The organism is Anaerococcus vaginimassiliensis, from assembly GCF_900626155.1.
Taxonomy (GTDB): Bacteria; Bacillota; Clostridia; order Tissierellales; family Peptoniphilaceae; genus Anaerococcus; species Anaerococcus vaginimassiliensis.
Genome location: NZ_LR130844.1, coordinates 1429751 through 1451758, shown reverse-complemented (window position 1 = coordinate 1451758; position 22008 = coordinate 1429751). Strand labels below are relative to the sequence as shown.

Below are 22008 nucleotides of genomic sequence, written 5' to 3'. Positions count from 1 at the left end.
AGTCTGACTATCTCTGACCTTAATAAAATTATACTATGTGAACTACTACTTGCAAGAAATAAATAATAAATTTCACTAAAAAAGAGTTCCTCAGGGAACCCTTATTTTTTAATGACCATACTCGATTAAAGAAATAACATCATAGTCGCCAAGATATGAGCGACCATTTAACTCTGTTAACTCTATCAAGAACTCAAAACATGAAACTTCTCCACCAACAGCTTCAATCAAATTAGCTGCTGCTTTCGCAGAGCCTCCAGTTGCAATCAAGTCATCTATTATTACTACTCTATCTCCATCGTTTATTGCATCCTTGTGCATCTCCAATTCTCCAGATCCATATTCTAATTCATAGGAGATTTTTTCGATTTCTCCAGGTAATTTGCCAGGTTTTCTTATTGGAATGAAACCTTTATTTAATCGATCTGCCAAAGGTGCTCCAAAGATTAAGCCTCTTGATTCAATTCCAGCTATATAGTCAAATTCGTAATCTTCTAAGGCCTTTTCTAGTTGGTTTAAAGTTTCTTTGAACGCTTCTCTGTCTTTAAGTAATGTTGTAATATCCTTAAAAGAAATTCCTTCTTTTGGATAATCTTCTATGACTCTTATTTTTGATTTAATATCCATCTATTCCTCCACTTTTATTGTCTTTATTAATATACCCTTAATAAGAAAAGTTACTTAAGAAATTATTTCTTACATCTTCTATTGAATAATCATATATATCATAGTAGCTTATACCATCTATATCTACTACTTCTCCCTCTAACCTGACTTGATTTATATTATCTTTATCTATTCCTCTAAAAGCAAAGGCGAGTTTTGACATTTGAGAAAAACTCATATTTGTTTTTATCTTATCACTCATAGACATATAAACAATAGGAAGTTTAGGTATATTCTTAGCTCTTGTCGCTTCATGGATAAATTGCATTACAAAATCTTGTTGAGTAGCTATTCTTCCAAGATCAGCATTGGCATATCCTTTTCTAAATCTTACATAATCCAGTGCCTCACTTCCTGTAAAACGATGAGTTCCTGGAGTAATGTCCATTGCAGATGCGATATCTTCACTTACATCTATATCTATTCCACCAAGTGCGTCTATTCCATCAACAACAGCATCAAAAGGAATAACTACATAATTAGTAAGATCTATTCCTAAAAAATCTCTTACTGTTTCAATAGTTAAATCAATTCCACCATAAGAATGTGCTGCGTTTATTTTATCCATATATCCGTTGATATTTACCAGACTATCTCTTGGTATTGAAATAAGGTCAATTTTCTTTTCGTTAAGATTAGCTTTCACAAGCATCATTGTATCGGTTCTTGTGCCAAACTCTTCTCCATTATCATCTACTCCTGCCATGAGAAATAGAAACTCATTTTTATTATCTTGATCTATATTATTTTTAGGCTTGAAGAAATTAGTAAGTAAAATTACAGAACTAAACAAAACTACAAACATCAAAAATAATAAAATCATCTTTAAAATTCTTTTAAAACTTGTATTCATTATTTTCTCCTATGTATCATTATATCCCATAATATGAACAAAACAAAATTTCATTATCTTAATAATATAGTAAGATGTATGGGAGGTTATTATGTTAAATAAGAAATTAGATTTATATTTAAAGGAAAATTATTATCCCTTCCATATGCCAGGATCAAAAAGGACAAATGTGCTAAGAAATGATTTACCTTATGAAAGGGATCTAACTGAAATAGATGGTTTTGATAATCTAAACGACCCTAAAGATATTTTCGTAATTATGGAAAATAGGCTTTCTAAAATTTATGATGTAAATAAAACTATCATATCTACAAACGGGTCAACTTCCGGATTATTATCAGTTATAAGAGCACTTACTTATGATAATCAAAATATCCTAATAGAAAGATCTTCTCATAAGGCCGTATATAACGCTTGTGAGTTGAATAAACTTGATGTTTCATACATTGATATCATAACTAATGAAATTTCTGCTATTGTAGATATTAATTATGATGATTTTGAGAAAAAAATATCTAGTAAAAATTTTTCATGCGTAGTTATTACATCCCCTTCCTATGAGGGCTATATACTAGATCTTGATAAAATATATAAGCTTTGCCAGAAGCACTCTACAAAGCTTGTTGTCGATATGGCGCACGGCAGTCACTTTCCACTGACAGATTGTTATAATATTTCTTTTGATGTTGCTATAACATCATTTCACAAAAATCTGTCAGCTCTAACACCAGCAGCTGCAGTTCTTGTTAATGATTTAGATATATATGATGAAGTCAAGAGAAATATGGCGATTTTTCAAACCTCATCACCTTCATATGTCATATTGCAATCTATAGATGAGATGATTGAAAAATTTTCTACTTTTAATAAATTATATGAAAACCTTATGAATAACCTGTTATATTTATATAGTCAAGATTTTAAAAACTTACAAGTTATTGATAATAAATTTAAGGATAAGAGTAAGATTTTAATATCAACAAATAATACTAATATATCAGGCAGTAAACTAGCTAGTATTTTAAAAGAGGAAAAGATTGAAATTGAGATGGCCTATCCAAATTATGCTTTGCTAATCTCAACAATTTTTGATAGGAAAGAAGGTTTTGATAGACTAATTAAGGCCCTTTATAAAATAGATAATGATATATCGAGGATGTATAATAAGAGCAGTTTTACCTTTAAAATACCAAATAAATCCTTAGAAATTTACGAATGCATCAACTTAAACAAAAATATTTACACATTAGAAGATTCTATCGGCAAAATTTGTGGAGATTTTATCTACGCTTATCCCCCTGGCATACCAATACTTGTACCTGGAGAATTAATTGATGAAGATATAATTAAAAATATTAAGTTTTTACTAGCAAACAATATAAATATGAACATCATTGATGAGAATATTTCTTGTATAAATTGACAAAATTTACAAAAACTGTTATTATTAATAAAAGAAAAGGAGAGTACATATGAAAAGAATTGTAACTTTAAACACAAGAAATCTCCACAAAAGCAAAAAACATGGTGGTTGCGGTGAATGTCAAACATCTTGCCAATCAGCATGTAAAACAAGCTGTGGTGTTGCTAATCAAGAATGTGTTAGCAAAAAAAATAAATAATAATTTTTAACTTATCTAAGTTAATAGCTTAGATAAGTTTTTTATTTGCTAGAAATTTGTTATAAGATTCTCAATTCCTAGTAAAATACTATAGTAAATATAAAGGAGAAACTATGATACACCAATACAAAGCCAAAGGCTTTAATATTGTTTTAGATGTATACAGCGGATCTGTGCATGCTGTGGATGATTTAACCTACGATATAATATCCCTGTATCAAGACAATAATAAAAATGAAATCAAAAATATGATTATAAATAAATATGATATAAACTATGACCAATTCTTAGAAGCATATGAAGAAGTTAATGAATTAGTAAATGAAGGTCTTCTATTTTCAGATGATATCTATGAAGATTTATCAATAGACATCACTAATAAACCAACTACTATCAAAGCTTTATGTTTGAATGTTGCTCATACATGTAATTTATCGTGTGAATATTGCTTTGCAAAAGGTGGAAAATATTCTGGGCCTGATGCAATTATGACAAAAGAAGTGGCAAGATCTGCCATAGATTTTCTACTAGAAAATTCAGGAAGTCATTATAATCTTGATATAGACTTCTTCGGAGGCGAACCTCTACTTAATTTTGACTTGGTTAAAGATACTGTATCCTATGCCAGAAGCAAAGAAGAAGAATATAACAAACACTTTAACTTCACACTTACGACTAATGGATTGTTATTAGATGATGAAGTTATAGAATACTTAAATGAAAATATGAAAAATGTTGTTTTATCTTTAGATGGTAGAAAAGAAAAACATGATGAGTTCAGAAAAACTCTTAATGGCAAAGGTTCATTTGATACAATAGTTCCAAAATTCCAAAATTTTGTAAACAAGCGTGGTGACAAGGAATACTATATAAGAGGAACTTTTACAGCAAACAATCTAGACTTCACAGAAGACCTCAGGACATATTTAGACTTAGGATTTATTAGAACATCACTAGAGCCTGTTGTCGGCAATCCAAACGAAGAATACGCTCTTAAAGAAGAACATTTAGATACAATATATAGTGAGTATGAAAAACTTGCAGATATGATGATGGAAAAAATTGATAACAATGAAGAATTCATCTTTTATCACTATATGATAGATTTAGAAAACGGCCCATGTGTTCACAAGAGAATATCTGGATGTGGTTCAGGAACAGAATATATGGCAGTTACTCCAACTGGAGAATTATATCCATGCCATCAGTTTGTAGGAAATCCTGATTTTATAATAGGTAATCTTGACCAAGGAATTGTAAATAATGACCTTGTAAAGCAGTTTAAAACTTGCAATTGCTATTCAAAGAGCGAATGTAGATCTTGCTGGGCAAACATGTACTGTTCTGGTGGATGTGCAGCAAATTCATATAATGCAACTGGTGATATAAATAATGTTTATGATTACTCATGTAAACTATTTAGAAAAAGAATAGAAATGGCAATTGCAGTTAAGATTTATGAATATATGAAAGATAGTGAACAAGAACCAGCATAAAAAATAGCATCGAGTTTAATGTGCTGGACCCCAAAATCCGGAATACGGATGGAGGGGTTTTTTCATGTCAAAATACACAAAAGAATTTAAAATTAAATTAGTATTAGAATACTTATCAGGAGAGTATGGTGGCCATAAAATGGTTGCCAAAAAATATAATATTCCCAATTCAACACTTGAAAGTTGGATAGTAAAATATCGATCAGGAGGGTTTGATAACTTATCTAAGAATCTAAACAATANTTAATGTGCTGGACCCCAAAATCCGGAATACGGATGGAGGGGTTTTTTCATGTCAAAATACACAAAAGAATTTAAAATTAAATTAGTATTAGAATACTTATCAGGAGAGTATGGTGGCCATAAAATGGTTGCCAAAAAATATAATATTCCCAATTCAACACTTGAAAGTTGGATAGTAAAATATCGATCAGGAGGGTTTGATAACTTATCTAAGAATCTAAACAATAATAAATACACTAGTGAATTTAAACTATCTGTAATACAATATAGACAAATCAATAATACTTCGCTTAGAGAAACCGCCGAGCACTTCAATCTTTCTAATGGATCTATGGTATATAGGTGGGAGAAAGCTTATCAACAGCGTGGTTTATCTGGGCTAGAAGATAATAGAGGAAGGCCAAAGAAAGATATGTCTAAATCAGATAAGAAACCTAAGAAAGAAAAACCAATAAAAGAGTCTGAAAGAGAAGAGTTAATTAGACTTAGAGAAGAAAATAAATATTTAAAGATGCAAATACTATTCGAAAAAAAGTATCAAGCCTTGCTACTGGAAGAAGAGGCAGAAGCAAGGAAAAAACAAAGATAATACTTAATCTTCTTAAAGAACATGCTGAAACAAAAGCAAGTGAATGGATAAAAGTAGCTAAACTACCTAAATCCTCATACTATGAATGGAAGATAAAATTAGAAAATCCAATAGACAAAGACAAGAAGATTAGAGAAAAAATCAAGTCAATTGTTAAAGCAACTAAGGGAAGATATGGATACAGAAGAGTTTGTAAAGCTTTAAGAAACAAAAGTTTAATAGTAAATCATAAAAGAGTATTAAGAATAATGAGACAAGAAGGACTTCTATGTGCTAAATTTAAAACGAGATCAAGAAAATACTCATCATACAAGGGACAGGTAGGTAAAGTAGCTCCTAATCTAGTAAATCGTAACTTTAAAGCTAAAAAACCTAATAAGCTATGGTTAACAGATGTAACAGAATTTAGAATCAAAGGAAATGAGAAAAGACTTTACCTATCACCAATACTAGATGTATACAATAGCGAGATAATTAGTTATACACTAAGTCACCGTCCGACAATTAAACTAACAAATACAATGCTAGAAGAAGCAACTAAAAGAATAGAAGAAAGTGATGATCTAGTAATACACTCAGACCAGGGATTCCATTACCAACATAGTTCATGGTCAAGTAGACTTAGCAAACTAAACATAACACAAAGTATGTCAAGAAAAGGCAATTGTCTAGACAATTCACCAATGGAGAACTTCTTTGGTATACTCAAACAAGAAATGTACTATGGTGTAGAATTTAAGAATTATGAAGAGTTAAGAAAAGAAATAGAATCATATATCAAATGGTACAACGAAGACAGGATTAAAGCAAAATTAAACGGAATGTCACCTATTGATTACAGATTACATTCCGCTTAAAATATTATTAAGTTATTCCGTGTTTACGGGTTCAGCTCATAAAGCTCGGTGCTATTTTTTTACATTTTTTCTTTTTTAATCTTATTTTCTTTAACAATCTTTGTTTTAGAAAATTCTTCTCTTTCCTTCTCTTCTATACTTTGACCTATAGTTTTTATCATTTCTTTATACTTAGGAATTTGTACTTTATCAAGGCTATTAACTTTCTTGCTAGTTTTTTTAATCTCCCTATCCAAAGACTTAATAGTTGTATCAAGCTCAGCAAGCTTAAAGATTTTAGATCTAAGTTCATTAAATGATAATACTGCCTCATCAAAAGAAGCATTTGTCTCATAAAAAGAATACGAAAGGTTTAGCTTGACATCTTCGAATGTAATTTCAGATATCTCTGTCTGCATAAACTTATCTACTTTAATATCTATACTGTTGTCTATCGGAACTGTCTTTGAAATAGAGTCTAAATCAGCTTCACCGATACTTGCAAGTACCTTTTTAAATTTATGACTTACTAGCTTTATCGTTTCATTAACTTTGTCGTTAAGTTCGTTTCTTTCTTTTATCTTTGAATCATAAGCTTGCATCAAAGCTTTTCTTTTCTTATCTAATATATCATAACCACCAACAAGTAGTTTTAGCTCATCTTTAGTTTTTATTAGATTAGCTTTTGTAGCTGCAACATTATTTGTTTGCATACTATTCACCTATAAATTTATCCAAATTTTCTTTAGAAACTCTGTGAAGCTCAGTTCTTGGAAGGATCTTAAGAATTTCCCAACCTAAATCAAGAGATTCTTCAAGTTCTCTATTTTCATTTTTTTCTTGCGCTAGGAACTCTCTTTCAAACTCATCACCAAATTTAAGATATTTCTTGTCAACATCAGATAAGTCATCTTCACCAACGATTTGTGAAATATTTCTTACATCTTGAACTTTAGAATATGATTCATATATTTGGTTCATCAAATCCTCATGATCGCCTCTTGTGTATCCTTCTCCGATACCATCTTTCATAAGTCTAGAAAGTGAAGGCAATACATTTATTGGTGGATATATTCCTTTGTTTGATAGAGCTCTATCAATAACAATTTGCCCTTCTGTTATATAACCTGTCAAATCCGCAACCGGATGAGTTATATCATCATTCGGCATTGTTAAAATAGGTATTAGGGTGACGGAACCATTTACTCCTTCAATCATACCTGCTCTTTCATATAAAGAAGCAAGATCTGAGTATAAATAACCTGGGTATCCTTTTCTAGAAGGAACTTCACCTCTGATTGATGATACTTCACGCAAAGCCTCAGAATAAGAAGTCATATCTGTAATTATAACTAACACGTGATAGTGTTTTTTATAGGCTAAATATTCAGCAGCTGTTAAAGCGCATTTAGGAGCAACCAATCTTTCCATTATAGGTGAATCTGCCAAGTTTTGATACATTACTACCTTATCACGAACTCCAGCTTTGTTAAAGGCATCTTCGAAAAACATAGCTTCATCTTTTTTGATTCCCATAGCAGCAAAAACGAAACAAAAGTCCTCATCAGTTTTTAATTTCGCTTGACGAACAATTTGCGCTGCAATTTCATTATGAGAAAGACCGGAACCAGAAAATATAGGAAGCTTTTGACCACGAATCAAAGTTGTAAGAGTGTCAATTGAAGATATACCTGTTTGTATAAAATCTCTTGGGTATTCACGAGCAACTGGATTCAGTGGGAGGCCTTCAACTGAAAACAATTCATCAGAATATATATAACCACCATTATCTATAGGTTCTCCAATACCATTAAAGGTTCTACCTAAAATTGATTCGTTTAATGGTATTTCTAATGGTTTTTCATGGAAACTTACCACTATATCATTTAAGGAAAACTCTTCTGTATTTCCAAATACTTCAATGGTTACTGTATCATCATCAATCTTTACAACTTGACCTACAAAGTCCATTCCTAAAGCATGAACAGATACTACTGCTTTATATGAAATATCAGTTACCTTTTCGATTTCAATCATAGATGATTCAATTTTTTTGATTTTAGTGTATTCTTTTCTCATCTATTAACCTTTCTTGATACTAATAAAATGATTGTCTATTTCTGAATTTAAATCTAAGAATTTGTCTAATTCGTCATTTTTAATATTATATTTCATTTGAGTAATATCATTTATTAATTTTGAATTATATATATCTTTGTGACTTACACCAGCTTTTATAGCATCAGTACTCTTTACATAGTAATTATAAATTACATCAAGCATTTTCACTTGCTTTTCAAGAGGTACATATTTATCTATATCATTGTAAGCATTTTGTTGGAGGAAGCCATTTCTAATTAAACTAGATACATCTAGAGTATTTTTTTGACTATTAGAAAGGGCATCTTCCCCTACAAGCATCATTATAGATCTAACTTCATCTTCTTCTAACAATACATTCATTAATTTGTTTCTAATGGCTATTATATCTCTACCTAGTCTTTCTTCATAATAAGATCTAATCTTCTCGATATAATTAGAATATGATGAAAGCCAGTTAATTGCTGGATAGTGTCTTGAGTAGGCAAGCTTTCTATCAAGCCCTAAGAATACATTAACACATCTTCTTGTATTTTCTGTAACTGGTTCTGAGAAGTCACCACCAGAAGGAGATACAGCACCAATAAGGGTAACGGATCCTTCGCTTCCATTTAAGTTCTTAAAGTAACCAGCTCTTTCATAAAATTGTGAAAGTCTAGAGCCTAGATAAGCTGGGTATCCTTCTTCAGCAGGAATTTCCTCAAGTCTACCTGATATCTCACGCAAAGCTTCTGCCCAACGTGATGATGAATCTGCCATTAAGGCTACATCATATCCCATATCTCTAAAATACTCAGCCATAGTAATACCAGTATAAATTGACGCTTCTCTTGCTGCTACCGGCATATTAGATGTATTAGCAATAAGGATAGTTCTTTCCATAAGACCTTTTCCAGTGTTAGGATCTATCAAGTCCGGAAATTCTTCCAAAACTTGTGTCATTTCGTTACCACGTTCTCCACAACCAATGTAAATAATAATATCTACATCAGAATATTGAGCTAGTTGGTGTTGGAGCATAGTTTTACCTGTACCAAATCCACCAGGTATAGCAACTGTTCCACCTTTAGCTAACGGGAAAAATACATCTAAAACTCTTTGACCTGTTTCAAATAATTTTTCTATAGGCATACTTGATTTAACGGGTCTTTGCTTTCTAACTGGCCAATATTGATATAGCTTTTCTTCTACAACTTTATTGCCTGATTTAATCTTAACTACAGTATCTTCGAGCTTGTAAAGACCATCTTCTTTTGCTTCAACAACTTCACCATCTACAGAAGCCATAAGTCTATGCTCAATAGTTTCTGTTTCTTTAATAGTTGCGTAAATATCGCCTTTACTTATTTTTTGACCAACTTTGGCTACTATCTTGACATCCCATTGTTTATTTTCATCAAGATTTTCAAAACCAATTCCTGATGGTATAAAGGCTCCATTTTCATCCATTATTTTCTTTAGAGGTCTTTGAATACCATCAAACATATTTCCTAACATACCAGGTCCTAGTCTAACAGATAGAGGACGTGATGTAGGCATAATATTTTCGTTTACTTTTAGTCCAGAAGTATCCTCATAAACTTGAATAGTAGCTTCATCGCCTTCTAGTGAGATTACCTCTCCTATTAGTTTCAAATCACCAACTGAAACCATTTCACGAACTGTTAACTTTCTTGCATTATCAGCGATTACTACTGGACCATTAATTGTTTTAATTCTTGGATTCATTAAAACTCTCGCTTTCAAGAAGTTGATTTAGTTTCTTACCAACTTCATATTTTTTATCTTTCAACTTATTTAAAAATGTATAATTGTACCTAAATTCATGATTTAAATCAGATATAATATAACCTCCGATGTAATCATCTTCGATAACTTCAACGTTTGGAAAGTTTAGTAAATCTTTATCCTTTTCTCTAACGCCTACTATAACAGCTTCAGAGCAAAGATTTAATTCTTCTATAGATTTTTTGATATTACTTTCAAGGTTATTTTTGTATTCATCACTATCAGTATAGGTAACTAATTTTTCAATTATTTTATTATTTAAATCATCTAATAGATATTGTTTGTATAGATACAAACTGTTCTTAGATTCAAACTCTTTCTTTGAGACATTTTCATTTTTTCTCATCTCAGCAAAAGTTTTTCTATCTCTAACGCTAGTTTCCAAATCATTTTCTAAGTTGCTCTTCTTATCTTCAATTAACTTAGAGTTTTCTTCGGTTGAACTATATAACTCGTTTTCACTTTTTTCTTTTTCTTCATCCCAAACCATTTTTCTAAAGGATGATATTTTAGCTTCTAAGTCTAGCATATTTCCTCCAATCAACCATCAATTACTACGATCAAAGGCTTACTTTCATTCTCTCTATAATTTTCTACTCGCGTAGATATACTATTATATACTTGTTTACTTAATATAAGAACAGCTAGTTCATTGTCTTCTACAGATTTATCAAAAATCTCTAGACTGTAATTCAAATCTTCTACCTGTTCTGTTTCTATAGCACCAAGCCTAAACATTAAGTTTAGGCTTGGATCATTACTTATTAACTTTGCCTTCATTTTATGCGTATAAAATAAGAATAGAAATAATTACACCAAAGATAGCAATACCTTCAGCTAGACCAACGAAGATTATTGTTCTACCAAGAATTGATTGATCTTCTGATATAGCACCCAATGCTGCTGATCCTACAGTACCTACTGCATAACCAGTACCTATAGTTGCAAGTCCTGTTGATAGAGCAGCTCCTATATATTTTAAGCCATCAGTAGCTGCTGCAGCGCTTGCTCCTGCTTCTGCTGCTTTAGAAGTTGATGGTAATAATAAAACTATCATCATAACCATTATAGGAACAAAAGTAGATAGGTTTATTTTTAGTGCCTTTCTAATTTTGTTTTTTGATGCATCTTCATTTGTTTTTAATAGGTACAAACCTGAATAAATTGTCATAACGACAACAGCTAATGCTAATATAGCAATTTTAAAAATCATAATCTCTCCTTAATTTCTCTAATTGGTCTAAACTTACGACCATTTCCTTCATAATATTTACTAAACATTTCATAAAACTCAAGTCTTAGACCTTGAATAAATACGATCATTCCTTCAAGACCAATAATTAGGATATTACCTAGAATAAGTATTATTACTCCAAGTATTCCACCCCCTGCAAGTTTTGCCATAACCTCAAAAGCCATATATAAACCTACGTGGTTTATAGCAAAGGCTCCAACTCTTGTAAATGATACAAGATTTGAGAAAACAGATAGCAAGGCTTCTACTATAGAAAATGAACTTTCTACATAATAGTCTCCCTTTGAACTATCGTATAATGGGTAACTTCCCTCAAGTCTTCTTGCTAGAGGTTGTTTGAATATAATCATAATTATTGATAGAACTAATATTACAATTCCCACTGGCATAGGCAATGGATTCTTACCAACTATATTTAGAATAATTAGGATAAATGAAACCATCATCATTAAACCAGCAAGGCCTTCTTTACCAAAAATACCTTCTTCAATATTATGTTGCTTTTTAACCTTGTTATATATACCGATAATAAACGATATAATCATAAGGAGTACACCAAATGCAACAGAAGCTATCAAAACAGTCATAATATTATCGAATGGTTTGATTAATAAAGTAGGTATCAAAGTTTCTATACCAAAAAATGAACCGTACATTAATCCAAATATTGATGAACTAATACCAATTCTTCTTATAAGTCCACCAAAAGTTTTATTTATTTTGTCTACATAAAAGCTTAAAAGAACAAAAACTAATCCTTGGCCCAAATCCCCAAACATCATTCCATATAATAACAGATATGTTATAGCAAAAAATGGCGTAGGGTCTATCTCATTATAATTTGGTGCGCCGTACATATTGACCAAAAATTCAAATGGTTTAAATAAAATATTATTTTTTAATTTTGTCGGCGGTTGCTGGGAATAGCTCCTTTCATTTACATTAACCTTAGTTTTGTCATACTTATTCTCAAGTTGTTTAAAATCATCAACTTTTGATTTAGGAACCCATCCACTAAGGTAAAAGTACTTGTCACCTTTTGCCATCTTATCCTTAATCTGGCCACTTTTTTCATAGTAGTCTATAGAATAAGGAATATTTTCAATCAATTCGCTATTTTCATTTTTAATTGATTCAATCTTTTCTTCTAGCTTTTTGATTTCTTCGTTAGTTTCTTCTAATTTACTATTTATAGTTTCAAGATTATCAGAATCTGGTGTTTCTTTATCTATAAAACCCATAGTATTGACAGCTCTATTAATATCTTCTTTAACTTGTTTAGGATAAACTAACAAATAATTTTCTTTGCTGTCTATTTGTTTATTTTTTTTATTATTTGCCAATTATCTATACCTTTCTTCTAAAATAGATTTAGTAATATCATCAACTATATCATCACTATGATCATCATAAATTTTACCAAGTTTTTCTTTCTCAGCCTTGTATTCATTGTCGATTTCCAACTTCTTAGCTTCAGCTTCATTCATAATACTTGTATAAGCTTCATCAGATTTTGATTTAGTTAAATTTTGATATTTTCTATCTAGTTCACTTATAACCTTAAAGGTGTTGTCTTTTTCATTGCCGACGATTTGATCAGTATCTCTTCTAAGCTTAGCAGTCTCGTTGTCTAGTGAAATCAATTCATCTAAATAATCTAAAGACATATTATCCAAACTATTGTCTAGATGAAGGATTAATGATGGAATATTATCGTAGTTATTCTTTAAGATAAATCTACCATCCTTACTTACTTCACCAAACCTATGATCAAAATATTTTAAGTTTTTAACTTTAGAGATATCAATTCCATACTTATCAAGTATTTCCAGATTAGCTTTATATTCATAAAGTTTATCTAATTTTTTCTCTAATTCATTTTTCTTATCAATTAAAGCTTGTAAATTATCATATATTTCATCAACATTGTCTGCTTCAATAAATTTATTTTTATTATTTGTGACATTTTCAATGTTGAAGAAATCTTTCATAACATTTAGTTTATCAATTATTGTCTTATTTGGTTTTTCAAAACTTGAAATAGTTGATATGTCTTCTGTTAATTCAACATTTTCTTTACTAGCTCTAATTGAGAAGGCTCTTGATGCTACTTGATTAAATGCATCAACTGGTTCAATATCCCCTAGCTCTATAACATCTTCTAGGAAAGAATCTAAATTCTCTAGCCTTGAAGTTATATTAACTAGGTGCATTTTTTCAACTGCCATAATTACCTCACAATCACTAGTTCGTATCTTTCTGAAAGAGTAAAGTCTTCGTCGACTTCTAATATACTGACTAAATTTTGAATATTCATGTGGATGATACTCATAGCAGAAATTACATAAAGAATATCAGATTTTCCTTTGATTATTTCATCTTTGAACATCTTCATCTTTCTTCTTTTAATTTGTATATGTGTATCTATACCACTTTCAAATAAATCTTTATATTTAGTCTTGGCTAGATAGTCTAAGAAGTCCTCCATAGGTAAGTTAGATACATACTTTAACTTATCAGCTCTAAAACTTTTACCACCTTCAATCAAATAATTAAATATCTCATTATTATTTAAATTAAAGTATTTCTTAAGCCTATAGAGCATTTCTAAGTTTGATAAGTTAATCAATTCACCTATAAAGTTTTCTATCAAAACTTTCTCTTTCGCTTTAAATCTCTTAGCCATTTTGAGTAGATTTCTATAATAAAATTTCATTAAAGCATTACTGGATAAAAATATCAAAGAGTTTTTATCCATATTCTTGTTAATAAAAGGCAACAAAGTTCTATAATATTTGCTATCTTTGAGACCTTCTACAAAATCTTCCAATGACATTCCAATTTCAATTTTTATATCTTTGGAAAAAGGATTTTCGACTAAGTTTAATAAATTTTTCTCCAAAGTATTGTTTAGGATAGACTGAATACATTCTTGAATAACAAATATTTCATAAATACTAAAATACTCAATGAAGAATTCATGATCAATACCTTCCAGAAAAAAATCTAAACTCTTTAACTCTTTGTAAAAATGCTTAAATAAATTAGTTTCTATATCTTTTTTGCTATTGCAATCACTTAAGAAACTATATTCTCTTTTAAGCAAATCTATTTTTGTATCCAAATTGTTCTCATGAATCATTTTATTGTAAAAATCATCACTCGGTAGCTTGCCTAATTTAGCTTTCGCTTTTACAGTTACATCTCTCATAAGAACCTCTTTCTTTGGCACTCATACATTTTAACACTAGTAAAATAATATTAAAACAATAAAAAATATTCTATATAATTTATTGATTTATTCATGAACAATGAAATCTTTTTCATTTTTCACTGAATTTTAATATTATATAATTTCTAACGTTAAAATTTATTACTGTACTAATTCACCCGAAATTGTAAACGATGTATTTTCTGTAATTTTAACCTTAACAAATTCACCAATTAATTTTTTATCTGCCTTTACATGTACAAGTTTAAATGTGTCAGTTCTACCTGTTAATATATCTGGGTTGTTCTTACTTTCTGACTCTAATAAAACCTCAACAGTTTTTCCAATGTATTGTTTATTCTTTTCATAAAATATTGGATACAGAGTATCTAATAAACGATCGAATCTATCTTGTACAATATCATCTTCTATTGGTGTAAGTTTAGCCGCTCTTGTTTTTGGTCTAGGTGAATATTTAAAAGTATATGCCGAATCATAAGCAATCTCTTTGCATACTTTTAATGTTTCCTCGAAATCTTCTTCAGTTTCTGTAGGATAACCAACTATTATATCTGTAGATATTGCAATCCCCGGTATTTCTTTTCTTAGTTTTTTAGCTCTTTCGATATATTTTTCTTGGTCATATTTCCTATTCATATCTTTTAAAACTTTGCTAGAACCAGATTGTAGCGGCAAATGGAAATATTTACAGATATTATCATTTTTTTTGATAACCTCAATTAGCTCATCAGACAAGTCCTTAGGATGGCTAGTTGTAAATCTCAATCTTTTTAGTCCTGCTACATCACTTACTTTCTGTAACAATTCAGGAAAAGTCACATCAAAGTCTGCCTTATTTCCGTATGAATTAACATTTTGTCCAAGAAGAGTTATCTCTTTATAACCTTCACTAACTAGATGTTCTACTTCTTCTAGGATAGCTGATGGCCTTCTAGACTCTTCTCTACCTCTAGATTCAGGAACTATACAGTATGAACAGAAATTATCGCATCCTCTCATAATGTTAACATAAGCTTGGAAGTTATTTAGAGTGTTATAGTTAACAAAATCATCCTTAACAACATCTGTTGATATATCTATAACTCTCTCATTTGTTTCAAGGTATCTAAATATCAAATCAGCTAATGAATTAATATTTTTAGTACCAAAAATAATATCTACTTCCTTGTGCTTATCAATTATAACTTGTCTAGCTGTCGAAGTTTGCATCATACATCCTGATACAGCTATTATTTTTTCTGGATGCTCTTTTTTTAATTTTTTTAGTGATGAAACTTGTCCATACAACTTAAGCTCAGCATTTTCCCTTACAAGACAGGTATTAAAAAGTATAAAGTCAGCAGATTCTCTATTTTCTGTCTTTTCATAGCCTAATTCTTCAAGAATATATGATATTCTTTCAGAATCGTGCTCATTCATTTGGCAACCAAAGGTTGTTATATTATATTTTTTTCCTTTAAAATAATCTCTATATTTTTCTTTTATATTCATATTACTCCTACCACCAAAAAAGGAGATGAATTTACTCATCTCCTCATAGTTTTGAGAATTATATTTATTCTTCTTCACCTTCAAGTAAACTATCGTTTCCTTGTTCTGACAATGCTTGTTCTAGAAGGTTTCCTAGGTTATTATTTAAATCATCGTCTCCAAAGTTAGATGATGTTTCTCTTTCAGGTCTTCTTCTTGGTCTATCGTTGTTATTATTTCTAGCAGGTCTCTTAGCTCTTCTTTCAGGTCTTTCTGGTGCCTCTTTAAGAGCTTTAATGCTTAATCCTACTTTTTCTTCTTCTTTATCTAAGCTAATGATTTTAACTTCAATTTCATCGCCTACATTTAATTCATCTGAAGGTTTTTCAACATGTTCCCAAGAAATTTCTGAAACGTGAACTAAACCTTCAACTCCATCAGCAACTTCTACAAATGCACCAAAGTCTAAAAGATTAACAACTTTTCCTGTTACTACATCTCCAACTTCGTGTTGATTAGCAAAAGCTTCGAATGGTTTTTCAAGTAATTGTTTACGTCCAAGAGAAATTCTGTTCTTTTCTTTGTTAAGTTTTAGTATTTTAACTTCTACTTCATCACCAACATTTAATACATCTGATGGATGTTCTACTCTGCTCCATGCAATGTCGGATACATGTAGAAGTCCGTCTAATCCGTTAACTTCAACGAAAGCACCGAAGTCAGTAAGTCTTGCAACTTTTCCTGTTACTACTTGACCTTCTTCTAGTTCATCCCAAAGTTCGTCAAGTTGACCTTCAACTACATCTTTTCTAGAAAGAACTAGTCTATTTTTTCTCTCGTCTATGCTAACAATCTTAAGATCCCAATCTTCTCCAACAAATTTTTTGAAGTTTTTAACAAAGTATGTTGCGATTTGGCTTGCTGGTACAAATCCATTTACTCCATCAACATTAACTGTAAGTCCACCTTTGTTAAAACCAGTAACTTCACCATGTACTAGTTCGTCATTTTCAGCTTTTTCAGCTAAATCTTTCCAAACTCTCATGCCTTCAACTCTTCTTGTAGAAAGAGCAACGTTACCTTCTCCATCATCAAGCTTTATAACATATACATCAATTTCGTCACCGATGTTGAAACTGCTTTTTGGATCTTTTCTTTCTTCTTCTGTCATTTCGTCTAGTTTGATAATTCCATCAGCACGGAATTGAATATCAACGAATATTTCATCATCCTTAACATCAATTACTGTACCTTTTACGATTTCCTTAGGGTAAACCTTCTTTAAACTATCCTCTAGACTGTTCATAAATTCTTCTTTTGTGAATTCATCCATACTACTTACTACCTCCTCGATAATCTTATCAGGTGTAGAGGCACCTGCGATTATACCAACTTTTTTAAATTTAGAGAGCTTTTGCAAAGGTAGATCTTTAACAGTTTCAATCCTAAAAACATGTTTGCAATACATACTAGCTACTTGATATAACTTGTTTGTATTAGAACTATTAAAACCACCAGCTACAATCATGCAATCAACTTCCTTAGCTAAGGATTTGGCTGCTTGTTGCCTATTTTCAGTTGCTTTACATATTGTGTTTTCTATTACTACACTATCATTATTTTCTTTTAACTTGTTAGCAATATCATAAAAATACTCAAGTCTATTGGTTGTTTGGCTAACAACATATAGCTTGTTATAATTCTTTATATTTTTTGCTTCAGTCTCATCTGACACTATTATACCATGATTTAGAAAAGATTCCATAGCAATTATTTCTGGATGTGTTTTATCTCCAACAATTACTACTTGATATCCTTCATCTTCTTTTTCCATTATTTTCTTGTATATATTAGTGAGCACTGGGCATGTCGCATCTATGACAGTGTTTCCATTTGATAAAAGCTCATCTTTAAAGTCAGCACTTTCTCCATGCGCTCTTATAAGTACACTCGAATCCTTGATATTTTTAGCTGTTTGTTTATCAACTACCTTAAGCCCATTCTTCTCCAACTTACTTACTAATTGAGGATTATGTATAAGAGGCCCTACAGAAAATGTTAAATCATTTTCTTCGATTGCTATATTAGCTAATTCTACTGACCTTCTAACGCCTCCACAAAATCCCGAATAATCTGCAATAATTATTTCCATTGATTCTCACTTTCTATGATTGTGTGATTTTCATAAATTTTCTCATAAACTTTATCAGTTATAAGTTTCATAGCGTCCTTATTTTTCATAGACTTAAAATCATTTACCCTGATAGGTTGTTTTACCAAAATATCAGTCCTTCTAAAAGGTTTATATGTTGATACAACCTCTACTGGAACAATGTCTGCATCTGATTTTATAGCTATAAATGCGACGCCGTCTTTGACATTTTCTCTTTTAGGCTCATTGACCCTTGTTCCTTCTGGAAATATTCCAAGTGTCTTTCCGTCTTTTAATAATGAAACCGAATATCTTAAGACTTTTAAGTCTCTACCAAATCTATCTACAGGGAAAGCTCCAAAAGATTTCAATGCACTTTTAAGTACAGGCACATCAAATAATTCTTTCTTCGCCATAAAATATAGATCTCTTGGCAAAGCTATCGCTAAAAATATCGGATCTAGTAATGACTTATGGTTTGCGCATACGATAATTTTATCATTTTCGTCTATATTTTCAAGACCTTCAATATTTATCCTAAATAATGGTATGAATAGTATTTTAAGAATTACAACCAAGATATTATATAGCATAGGAAGTGTCTACCTTTGAAATTATCGCTTCTAGAGTTTCATCTATTGTCATGTCGGAATTATCAATAAGAATAGCATCCTCAGCTCTTTTTAGGGGAGAAGTTTTCCTAGATGAATCATATTTATCTCTAGCTATGATTGACTCTTCTAGTTCATCAACACTTAAACTAGATTCGTTTTGCTCCAACCTTCTTATCGCTCTAACCCTAGGAGATGCAGTCAAGAAAAACTTATATTTAGCATCAGGAAATACAACTGTTCCAATATCTCTCCCATCTAAGACGAAAGATGTATCTTTGGCAATATCTCTTTGTAAGCTCACTAGTTTTTCTCTTACTTTTTGATTAGCAGACACCCAGCTAACATTTTTTGTGACTAAATCTCCTCTTATTTCGTTACTTACATTTTTTCCATTTAGAAAAACTTCACCATCTACTATTTTTATCTCAATATCATTTAAGCTTTTTTCAATAAGCTCAACATTTTTCTCATTAATATTTCTATCTAGAAAATATTTTGTTACAGCCCTATACATAGAGCCAGTATTTAGGTATTCTATTCCTAGTATGTCAGAAATTTTCTCTGCAATTGTTGATTTTCCTGATCCGCTAGGGCCATCAATCGCTATTATATAATTCATATTCTCTCCCTTATCGCAAGACTTGCAGCATATCCAGTAGTGAAGGCGACCTGTAGATTAAAACCGCCTGTTAGAGCATCTACATCTAATAATTCACCAACAATATATAAACCATCTACCAATTTTGATTCCATAGTTTTGGGGTTTATTTCTGATACATCTACTCCTCCGCTTGTTACTACAGCACTACTGAAACTTGTGTTATTAACTGCTTTAAACCTCAAACATTTTAGACAATCAATAAGTGCTTTTCTATTTTCTTTTTCTAATTGATTAGCCTTTGTGTTTATATCTATATCTAATCTATCGAGTATACATATAGCCAATGACTCATTTATTATTTCTTTTAAAACATTAGATATATTCTTCTTAGGATTTTTAATTAATAATTCTAGAAGTATTTCTTCTAAAGATTCATAATTATAATTTGGAAATAAGTCTATCAACATATCCGTAATGTCATCTCTTGAAGCTCTAGCTTGTGCTTTCAAAGCTATTGGACCTGTCAGAAATCTATTTGTCAACAATAAATCACCTCTTTCAGAGTATAATTTATCAATCAAGTTAACATTTAGCGTTACATCCCTGAGATTTAAAGCTTTTATATTAAATCCATTACTGATGTGTATAGGAGCTAAAGATGGAGTTTGATCTATAATTTGATGCCCCAATCTTTTTGCAAAAGTGTAGCCATCGCCCGTTGAACCTGTTTTTGGATATGATTTGCCTCCAGTAGCTAATACTAGATAATCAAATTCAAATTCTCCCTTATTAGTGGTAACTACAAAATCATTAGATTTATTGATACTTTTAACCTCAGTATTAGATATAAATTTTACTTTCTTTTCTAATATAATATCTTTAAACATTTCTATTATATCAGTAGATTTCATTGATTTCGGAAAAACTTTGCCATCATTTTCAACGACAGTATCAATTCCATTATCAGATAAAAAATCTATGAGGCTATAGTTATCAAATTTAGAAAAAGAAGAATACATAAAATTTCTATTTCTAATAATATTATCTAGAAAATCTTCATAAGGTGCAATATTAGTTATGTTACACCTTCCATTTCCTGTTATTGCTAGCTTCTTACCTATTTCTTTATTTTTATCTATCAAATAAACTTCATTATTCTCATTTTTTAAATTTATAGCTGTAAATATACCTGATGGACCAGCACCAATTATTCCTATTTTCATCATATTATTAATTTTACCATAAAAATAAGAGATAGTATCCTATCCCTTGATTATTCTTACGAATTCCATTTCCTTTTCGCTGAAATCCCTAATCTCATATTCCTTCATATCATCTAATTTAATAGACCCTATACTTATTCTCTTTAACCTAATAACTTCGCTCGAAAAATAGTCAAACATCCTTCTTATTTGCCTGTTATAACCTTGGTGAATTTTAACTTCATACTTATTTGTTTTAGAATCTAATAATTTAATTTTTGAATTAGAAGTTATTTCCCCTCGTCCTATATCTATACCTTTTTCGAATTTTTTCTCTTGTGACTTGCTTAATTTTCTGCTTACAGTAACTATATAAGTTTTTTCCAATTCATTACGCGGATGAATAATTCCATTTGTAAAATGGCCGTCATTAGTTATTATTAGAAGCCCCTCACTATCCTTATCAAGCCTACCTGCAGCGAAAAATCTCTCCTTCATATCTATTAATGAATTGAGGTCTTTTTCATTATGTGGATCGTAATTACTAGTAACGTAGCCAACTGGTTTATATAATTTCTTGTAGAAGTTTTTTTCTAGATATAATCTTTTCCCGTCAATCTCTAAAATATCATCATCTGTTACTTCATAGCCAGGTTCATTTATTACTATTCCATTAACTTTAACCTTAGAAGCTTTAATTAAATCGTCTGCTTTTCTTCTTGATGTATATCCAGATTTTGCTATATATTTATTAATCCTCATTTAAATTCGCCTCTTCATCAAATGATATCTCTGGTAATTCGTCTAAAGAAGATATATTGAAATATTGCAAGAAATAATTACTAGTTATATAAATTATCGGTTTTCCAATCTTATTGAGCCTTCCATTTTCTTCAATCAATCCTTTATCCATCAAAGAATCAATAGTTGATTGAGAATTGACTCCTCTAATCTTATCAATTTCTGCTCTTGTAATTGGTTGTTTGTATGCAATTATAGACAAAGTTTCAAGTGTCGAAGTCCCTAATTTTTTCTCTGTCTTTTTTATAACTTTCTCAAAATATTTATCATGACACTTTCTAGTTGTAAATTGATATGATCCAGAAAATTCTCTTATTATAAGGCCACTTTCCCTATTATTTCTCTCTTCTATTAATTCAAATAGAGCTTTCTTTATTTCAGGTTTATTATAGTCATATATGATTGAACTTAAATCATCAATATCTATAGGCTCAGCCCAGATATAAAGTATTTCTTCTATGAGACCCTTTAAATAATTATTATCCATA

Annotated in this window: 24 protein-coding genes; 6 read left to right on the top strand and 18 right to left on the bottom strand. The window is 30.5% G+C overall.

Features of this window, described 5'->3' with window-relative positions; all coding sequences use genetic code 11:
• Positions 1–108: 108 nt before the first annotated feature.
• On the bottom strand, positions 109–627 hold the full coding sequence (locus E0D87_RS07090; RefSeq protein WP_130819914.1) for an adenine phosphoribosyltransferase: 519 nt from the start codon (positions 625–627) through the stop codon (positions 109–111).
• A gap of 37 nt (positions 628–664) precedes the next feature.
• Complete coding sequence (locus E0D87_RS07085) at positions 665–1519, bottom strand: LCP family protein (protein ID WP_130819913.1); 855 nt, start codon at positions 1517–1519, stop codon at positions 665–667.
• A gap of 91 nt (positions 1520–1610) precedes the next feature.
• Between E0D87_RS07085 and E0D87_RS07080 the strand changes: the two genes are divergently transcribed.
• From E0D87_RS07080 to E0D87_RS07055, 6 genes are all read left to right on the top strand, one after another.
• Positions 1611–2942, top strand: a complete 1332-nt coding sequence (locus tag E0D87_RS07080) for an aminotransferase class I/II-fold pyridoxal phosphate-dependent enzyme (protein ID WP_130819912.1) — start codon at positions 1611–1613, stop codon at positions 2940–2942.
• Positions 2943–2991: 49 nt separating this feature from the next.
• Positions 2992–3141 (top strand): six-cysteine ranthipeptide SCIFF, encoded by a 150-nt coding sequence (gene scfA / locus E0D87_RS07075; protein ID WP_004835906.1) that lies wholly within the window; start codon positions 2992–2994, stop codon positions 3139–3141.
• 113 nt (positions 3142–3254) lie between these two features.
• Positions 3255–4637 (top strand): thioether cross-link-forming SCIFF peptide maturase, encoded by a 1383-nt coding sequence (gene scfB / locus E0D87_RS07070; RefSeq protein WP_130819911.1) that lies wholly within the window; start codon positions 3255–3257, stop codon positions 4635–4637.
• 64 nt (positions 4638–4701) lie between these two features.
• On the top strand, positions 4702–4884 hold the full coding sequence (locus E0D87_RS07065; RefSeq protein ID WP_242618455.1) for a transposase: 183 nt from the start codon (positions 4702–4704) through the stop codon (positions 4882–4884).
• Positions 4885–4929: 45 nt separating this feature from the next.
• Positions 4930–5469: a helix-turn-helix domain-containing protein gene (locus tag E0D87_RS07060; RefSeq protein WP_130819819.1), complete on the top strand. Its 540-nt coding sequence runs from the start codon at positions 4930–4932 to the stop codon at positions 5467–5469.
• Complete coding sequence (locus E0D87_RS07055; protein ID WP_130819818.1) at positions 5382–6326, top strand: IS3 family transposase; 945 nt, start codon at positions 5382–5384, stop codon at positions 6324–6326. Before E0D87_RS07060 ends, E0D87_RS07055 begins: the two co-directional genes overlap by 88 nt.
• Before the next feature lie 59 nt (positions 6327–6385).
• Here E0D87_RS07055 and E0D87_RS07050 read toward each other — a convergent pair whose 3' ends face one another.
• From E0D87_RS07050 to scpB, 16 genes are all read right to left on the bottom strand, one after another.
• Entirely contained in the window at positions 6386–7018 is a 633-nt protein-coding gene (locus E0D87_RS07050) for a V-type ATP synthase subunit D (protein ID WP_130819910.1), read from the bottom strand.
• A gap of 1 nt (position 7019) precedes the next feature.
• Entirely contained in the window at positions 7020–8384 is a 1365-nt protein-coding gene (locus E0D87_RS07045; protein ID WP_130819909.1) for a V-type ATP synthase subunit B, read from the bottom strand.
• Between the two features lie 3 nt (positions 8385–8387).
• Positions 8388–10133, bottom strand: coding sequence for a V-type ATP synthase subunit A (locus tag E0D87_RS07040; protein ID WP_130819908.1), 1746 nt, complete (start codon positions 10131–10133; stop codon positions 8388–8390).
• A complete protein-coding gene (locus E0D87_RS07035; protein WP_004834419.1) occupies positions 10117–10722 on the bottom strand; it encodes a V-type ATP synthase subunit E in 606 nt (201 codons plus the stop codon). The genes E0D87_RS07040 and E0D87_RS07035 overlap by 17 nt, the downstream gene beginning before the upstream one ends.
• An 11-nt stretch (positions 10723–10733) precedes the next feature.
• Positions 10734–10973 (bottom strand): V-type ATP synthase subunit F, encoded by a 240-nt coding sequence (locus E0D87_RS07030; protein ID WP_004834244.1) that lies wholly within the window; start codon positions 10971–10973, stop codon positions 10734–10736.
• Between the two features lies 1 nt (position 10974).
• Complete coding sequence (locus E0D87_RS07025) at positions 10975–11406, bottom strand: ATP synthase subunit C (RefSeq protein WP_004834608.1); 432 nt, start codon at positions 11404–11406, stop codon at positions 10975–10977.
• Positions 11403–12791, bottom strand: a complete 1389-nt coding sequence (locus E0D87_RS07020; RefSeq protein WP_130819907.1) for a V-type ATP synthase subunit I — start codon at positions 12789–12791, stop codon at positions 11403–11405. Before E0D87_RS07020 ends, E0D87_RS07025 begins: the two co-directional genes overlap by 4 nt.
• Positions 12792–13676 (bottom strand): V-type ATP synthase subunit I domain-containing protein, encoded by an 885-nt coding sequence (locus E0D87_RS07015; RefSeq protein ID WP_130819906.1) that lies wholly within the window; start codon positions 13674–13676, stop codon positions 12792–12794.
• Positions 13677–13678: 2 nt separating this feature from the next.
• Positions 13679–14659 (bottom strand): V0D/AC39 family V-type ATPase subunit, encoded by a 981-nt coding sequence (locus E0D87_RS07010; protein ID WP_130819905.1) that lies wholly within the window; start codon positions 14657–14659, stop codon positions 13679–13681.
• A gap of 162 nt (positions 14660–14821) precedes the next feature.
• Positions 14822–16171 carry a tRNA (N6-isopentenyl adenosine(37)-C2)-methylthiotransferase MiaB gene (gene miaB / locus E0D87_RS07005; protein WP_130819904.1) on the bottom strand — a complete coding sequence of 450 codons (1350 nt, stop codon included), beginning with the start codon at positions 16169–16171 and terminating at the stop codon, positions 14822–14824.
• Between the two features lie 64 nt (positions 16172–16235).
• Positions 16236–18302, bottom strand: coding sequence for a bifunctional 4-hydroxy-3-methylbut-2-enyl diphosphate reductase/30S ribosomal protein S1 (locus tag E0D87_RS07000; protein WP_130819903.1), 2067 nt, complete (start codon positions 18300–18302; stop codon positions 16236–16238).
• On the bottom strand, positions 18293–18895 hold the full coding sequence (locus E0D87_RS06995) for a lysophospholipid acyltransferase family protein (protein WP_130819902.1): 603 nt from the start codon (positions 18893–18895) through the stop codon (positions 18293–18295). The genes E0D87_RS07000 and E0D87_RS06995 overlap by 10 nt, the downstream gene beginning before the upstream one ends.
• A complete protein-coding gene (gene cmk / locus E0D87_RS06990) occupies positions 18885–19535 on the bottom strand; it encodes a (d)CMP kinase (protein ID WP_130819901.1) in 651 nt (216 codons plus the stop codon). Before cmk ends, E0D87_RS06995 begins: the two co-directional genes overlap by 11 nt.
• The gene (locus E0D87_RS06985; protein WP_130819900.1) at positions 19532–20743 is read right to left on the bottom strand and encodes a BaiN/RdsA family NAD(P)/FAD-dependent oxidoreductase; all 1212 of its coding nucleotides are present in this window, start codon (positions 20741–20743) and stop codon (positions 19532–19534) included. The genes cmk and E0D87_RS06985 overlap by 4 nt, the downstream gene beginning before the upstream one ends.
• 36 nt (positions 20744–20779) lie before the next feature.
• Positions 20780–21481: a pseudouridine synthase gene (locus tag E0D87_RS06980; RefSeq protein WP_130819899.1), complete on the bottom strand. Its 702-nt coding sequence runs from the start codon at positions 21479–21481 to the stop codon at positions 20780–20782.
• Complete coding sequence (gene scpB, locus E0D87_RS06975) at positions 21471–22007, bottom strand: SMC-Scp complex subunit ScpB (protein ID WP_130819898.1); 537 nt, start codon at positions 22005–22007, stop codon at positions 21471–21473. The genes E0D87_RS06980 and scpB overlap by 11 nt, the downstream gene beginning before the upstream one ends.
• Between the last annotated feature and the right edge of the window lies 1 nt (position 22008).